Below are 4,881 nucleotides of genomic sequence, written 5' to 3'. Positions count from 1 at the left end.
TATTAGGACGCGAGTCTAAAACTGTTGATGCTAAAAATGTCGAAACAACGAGTGAAACTGAACAGCGTAGCTTAACCAATCGACTCACTTTAGGTTTATTGGACAAACCTGAGTCTGAGAAAACAACGCCAGAGCCAGTTGCAGCACCAGAAACACCAACTCAGGAAAAGAGCTGGACGAATCGTCTAAGCTTTGGATTATTAGATAAACCTGAACAACAAAATACAACTGAGGAAGATGCTGCAAACTAATTTGCAATCATCTGATACAGCAAACAGGCAAGTCTCCCTTGCCTGTTTTTTATTTTATGCAACAATGGTTCCTGACATTTTTGCACTGTAATAATGTCTTAGTCTTACTCCTATCTGAAATGGTTTAACGCACATGGCAATTCCACAGCATACGATTGATCAAATATTAGATCGAACCGACATTGTCGATTTGATTGGTCAACGTGTGAAGTTAAAAAAGACTGGACGAACTTATTCTGGTTGTTGCCCATTTCATCAAGAGAAAACACCATCTTTTCATGTTTATCGAGATAAACAGTATTTTCATTGCTTCGGCTGTCAGGCCAATGGCAATGCTATTCGCTTCTTAATGGATATTGATGGACGGAACTTCGTTGATGTGATGAAAGAACTGTCGAATAAGACAGGCATCGATCTGCCGAAAGACAATCACGACAATAAAAAACTCTCGTATAAACGTAGTCCACAACCAACTCCTGCAGCACAACCACATGTAACAGAAGATAAGACAACTGAGCTTAATCCTCCGATTCAAACACCGATGGATGATCATTTCATCGACATGGATCGCTTTATGGATGATCCTTTTGCGCAGTTCGATCCATCATTTATGGTGGATGAAAATGTACAGGAAGGAAATTTATATGACTTACTGGAAAATGTTGCACAGTTTTATGAGCGTCAACTACCAAATAGTCAAAAAGGACAGAATTATTTCAAACAACGTGGTCTATCAGCACAAACAATTCAATTCTGGCGTTTAGGTTATGCCCCAGAAGACTGGCAACACTTAGAAAAAGCCTTTCCTCAAGATATTGAAGGTTTAAAGCAAATTGGTTTAATTCGATCAAGTGATAGTGGTCGAGATTTTGACTTATTACGTGACCGCGTTATTTTCCCTATTCGTGATCATAAAGGTCGAGTCGTCGGATTTGGTGGTCGTGCGCTCAATGATGAAATCAAACCCAAATATATTAACTCTCCTGATTCAGAAGTCTTCCACAAGAACCAACTACTATATGGCTTATATGAAGGGCGTAAACTTAAAGCCAATGACTGGTTGATGGTGGAAGGCTATATGGACGTGATTGCCTTACAGCAGTATGGCATCAATGGTGCTGTTGCTACACTAGGAACAGCAAGTAATGCGGATCACTTAACTACGCTATTTAAGCAAAACTCACGAATTACGATTGCTTTTGATGGTGATTCTGCTGGACAAAAAGCAGCACGTCGTACCTTAGAAATTGCATCGCCCTTACTCAATGATGGTCGAGAGTTAAAGTTTTTTGTTCTTCCTAATGAACATGATCCTGATTCTTTAATTCGCCGTGAAGGTTTGGAAAACTTCCAAAAACTATTGCAACAAGCTCCCTTGTTATCTGACTTTGTATTTGCGCATTTAACGGGTCAGTATGATGTAAGTTCCCCTGAAGGCAAAAGCTTAGTCATGGGTGAGTTGCGTGAGCTAACTGAATTACTACCCAAACAAGGCTCATTCCGTTACCTACTCACACAATCCTTTAGAGAAAAATTAGGCTTAGGTAAACGCTTTACTCCGCAAATTAGTCACGATGCTTCTTTATCTTTTAATATTCATACCAAAGACGAAGATTTTGCAATTGCGATCTTGATGCACCACCCATTTTTATATATTCATTTTGAAGAATTACGAGCAGTCATCGACCAAACTGAACTATTAGCAAAAATCTTAGCTTCATTAAATATTGTGTTTGATGATTTGCCCGATGATCAGGAATTGGCAACATATTATGTGCTGGGTGCATGTAGCATCTATAGCCATGAAATTTCAGACATTATGCAACGAACCAATATTCAGTCGCTCACACAAGCACCAGAAGTTGCAGATAAACTAGCTAAAGAATATGCACTCGGCTTACAAGAAAAGTATTTACGCCTAAAATTAAAAGCTCCGATTTCCTTGATCGAATCAAGAAACTTACGTCAACAACTCAATGAATTAACCAAGCAGATCAGTTTACGCTTATTGTCTTAATTGTTGTTATTGTCTTGGTTTACGCTCGTGCTCAAACACATCGTGCAAATGTTGTTGCAACCATTCAAAGTAATCTGGGTTTTCAGATTTCGCAGCTTCTCTTAAAAGAATAGAGGTTGGATGCATTAACTTTTGTGTTAAACGATGTGCGAACTCATGTAAAACCTGTTCAGCTGTATGGCCATGCTGTAAAGACTCTAGGGCATGATTGAGTTCCAATTGACTCATTTCTTCACTGTGCTGACGGTATGCTTGAATCGCACCACTCGCCTCTTTAACCTTTTGTTGGGTAAGTAACTGTGTCGCAAGCTGATTGACCATCACCTCTGCTTCAACCGCCGCTTGACGACGTTGCGCAAGATTCTCATCAATCACACTTTGTAAATCATCGACACCGTATAAATAAACGTTATCTAAAGACTCAACTTTTGGATCAATATCGCGCGGCACAGCTAAATCAACCATCAACATTTGTTGATAGCGACGCTTTTTAAGGGCATATTTGACATCACTATATTCAATCACCTGATGCAAGCTCCCCGTGCAACTTGAGACGACATCAGCGCGATAAAGATTTTTTGCTAGCTCATTAAACGGAATGATTTCAACTTCAACCTGATGTCCAATTTCTTGGGCAAGAAGGTCTGCGCGTTCACGACTTCGATTGCAAATCATGATCTTAGCAACACCCATCTCAGCCAAATGCTTTGCAACCAGTGTATTCATTTCACCTGCAGCAACCACCATAACTGTTAATTTTTCAGGATGGCTAAATACCTGTGAAGCCAATTGAGCAACGGCATAACCCATTGATACCGCATGGCTTCCGACCGAAGTCTCTGAACGTACTCTTTTTGCAGCATAAAAAGCATATTCAAAAACACTGTTGAGTTCAGGCGAAACAGTTTCAGCATCTTTGGATAGCGCCAGAGCACTTTTGACTTGCCCTAGAATCTGAGGTTCACCCAACATCAATGAGTCTAAACCACTTGCTACACGCATCAAATGCGTAACAGCCTGCGCATTTTCGTAACGATAAACATGATGAATTAACTGTTTTACATCAATATTATTCACTTGGGCTAGCCAATTGAGGACGCAATCAGCATCTTCAGTCATGGCATAAACTTCGGTGCGGTTGCATGTAGATACTACAACCATGTCTTTCAAAGTAGGATTTTGGCGTTGTTCAAGCAATAGCTCAGCTAATCGCTCTGCATTAAAAGCGATTTTTTCTCGGAGTTCGACAGAAGCTGTTTGATGGTTGACACCCAATGCAAAGAAAGACATATCAGATCATCATTTCGCTAAATTTATGTTATTGTGCAACATCGGTGTCATAAAAAGCATTACTTTGGATCAATAAAAATTGCGTCAGCTATATCGCCGTAAACATTTTAGCGGCAAGACGATTAGACGGTATTCTACCACAATCTTGTTGTTAGGTAGCATGAGCTCTTATGCCTCTGCACAAACAATACACGAAATGTATGCTGATCGAAGCTTTGAAAATGCGTTGCAACAAAGTATGGTGGCTGAATTTTCTCTCGCTTATGATGATATTGCAACTGCTCTACACAATTATACCGTGCTTGCTATCCGCAGTAATTCAACCACAATTAAACAACGCGCCTTAGATGTCGCACTCGAATATAACGATTTACAAGCAGCCTTAGATATTGCGACACATTGGGTCGAACAAGAGCCAACCGATGTTCCTGCATTATTCTACTTATCACATATTGCGTTAAAAACACATGAATATGAACTCGCTGCAACAACATTGGACAAGATTTTAAATATTGACCCAACCGCAGATTTAGAAGAAATTTTAGCGGGTATTGCACCAGAACAACCACAAGATCGAGACATCTTGCTCAATGCACTACGTGCAAGTAAAGAGAAAAATAATCCCTCTATCCTAGCCTTGATTGCAGGTTTAGAAGCCCAAAATGGTTTGTACGAACAAGCACTGAACAATATCAATCGCGCACTTCGCAAACGCACTAAGTCAACTAGCTTCATTTTAATGAAAGCCAATTTATTGATTGCCTTACAAGATGATGAGGCGACTAAAGATTGGTTTGCTAAAGCAAGCCGTCGTAATAAAGATAATTTGGATATTCGTTTAGCAGAAGCACGTTACTATATTCAGATCAATGAGCAGAAAGAAGCATTAAGTAAACTTGAAAGTATCATTAAAGATCATCCCGATGCTCAAGAAGCACTCTTTATTGCAGGCTTAACCAGTATTGATTTAAAACAATATGAAAAAGCTGAACAATATTTAGTTGATCTACGTACATCTGCTAAATATCAAAACGAAGCTTATTATTATTTGGCGATCAATGCCCAGCGCAAACAGCATTATGAAACAGCCAAAGCATATTATCGACTTGTCGATGGCAGTCTCTATATCACCTCTCGACGCAATATGATTGCGATTTTTGATAAACAAGGGCAGCTCAATGATGCGCTTCGTTTTCTAACACAAGAGCGTGTTAATTACCCACAACATGCCAGTTTTCTATATCAAGCCCAAGCTGATATTTTGAAGAAAATGAATAATAAAAAAGCGGCACTGGCCTTGCTTGATGAGGCGATTAAGAACCT

General features: G+C 39.6%; 3 protein-coding genes and 1 pseudogene. 3 read left to right on the top strand and 1 reads right to left on the bottom strand.

Annotation, left to right across the window (positions count from 1 at the left end):
- Both B4237_RS16965 and B4237_RS16960 read left to right on the top strand, forming a co-directional pair.
- A pseudogene (locus tag B4237_RS16965) lies at positions 1 to 251 on the top strand (outer membrane protein assembly factor BamD); the annotation flags it as partial.
- 133 nt (positions 252 to 384) lie between these two features.
- On the top strand, positions 385 to 2,268 hold the full coding sequence (locus tag B4237_RS16960; RefSeq protein ID WP_286944068.1) for a DNA primase: 1,884 nt from the start codon (positions 385 to 387) through the stop codon (positions 2,266 to 2,268).
- Between the two features lie 6 nt (positions 2,269 to 2,274).
- On the opposite strand, the gene hemA is transcribed toward B4237_RS16960, so the two are convergent.
- Positions 2,275 to 3,558: a glutamyl-tRNA reductase gene (gene hemA, locus B4237_RS16955; protein WP_130133787.1), complete on the bottom strand. Its 1,284-nt coding sequence runs from the start codon at positions 3,556 to 3,558 to the stop codon at positions 2,275 to 2,277.
- Positions 3,559 to 3,637: 79 nt separating this feature from the next.
- On the opposite strand from hemA, the gene B4237_RS16950 reads away from it, so the two are divergent.
- The coding region (locus tag B4237_RS16950) for a tetratricopeptide repeat protein (protein WP_286944066.1) at positions 3,638 to 4,881 on the top strand (1,244 nt) is incomplete at its 3' end.

Source organism: Acinetobacter sp. UBA6526, from assembly GCF_002434875.1.
Classification (GTDB): domain Bacteria; phylum Pseudomonadota; class Gammaproteobacteria; order Pseudomonadales; family Moraxellaceae; genus Acinetobacter; species Acinetobacter venetianus.
This window is presented reverse-complemented; position numbering and strand designations above follow the sequence as displayed.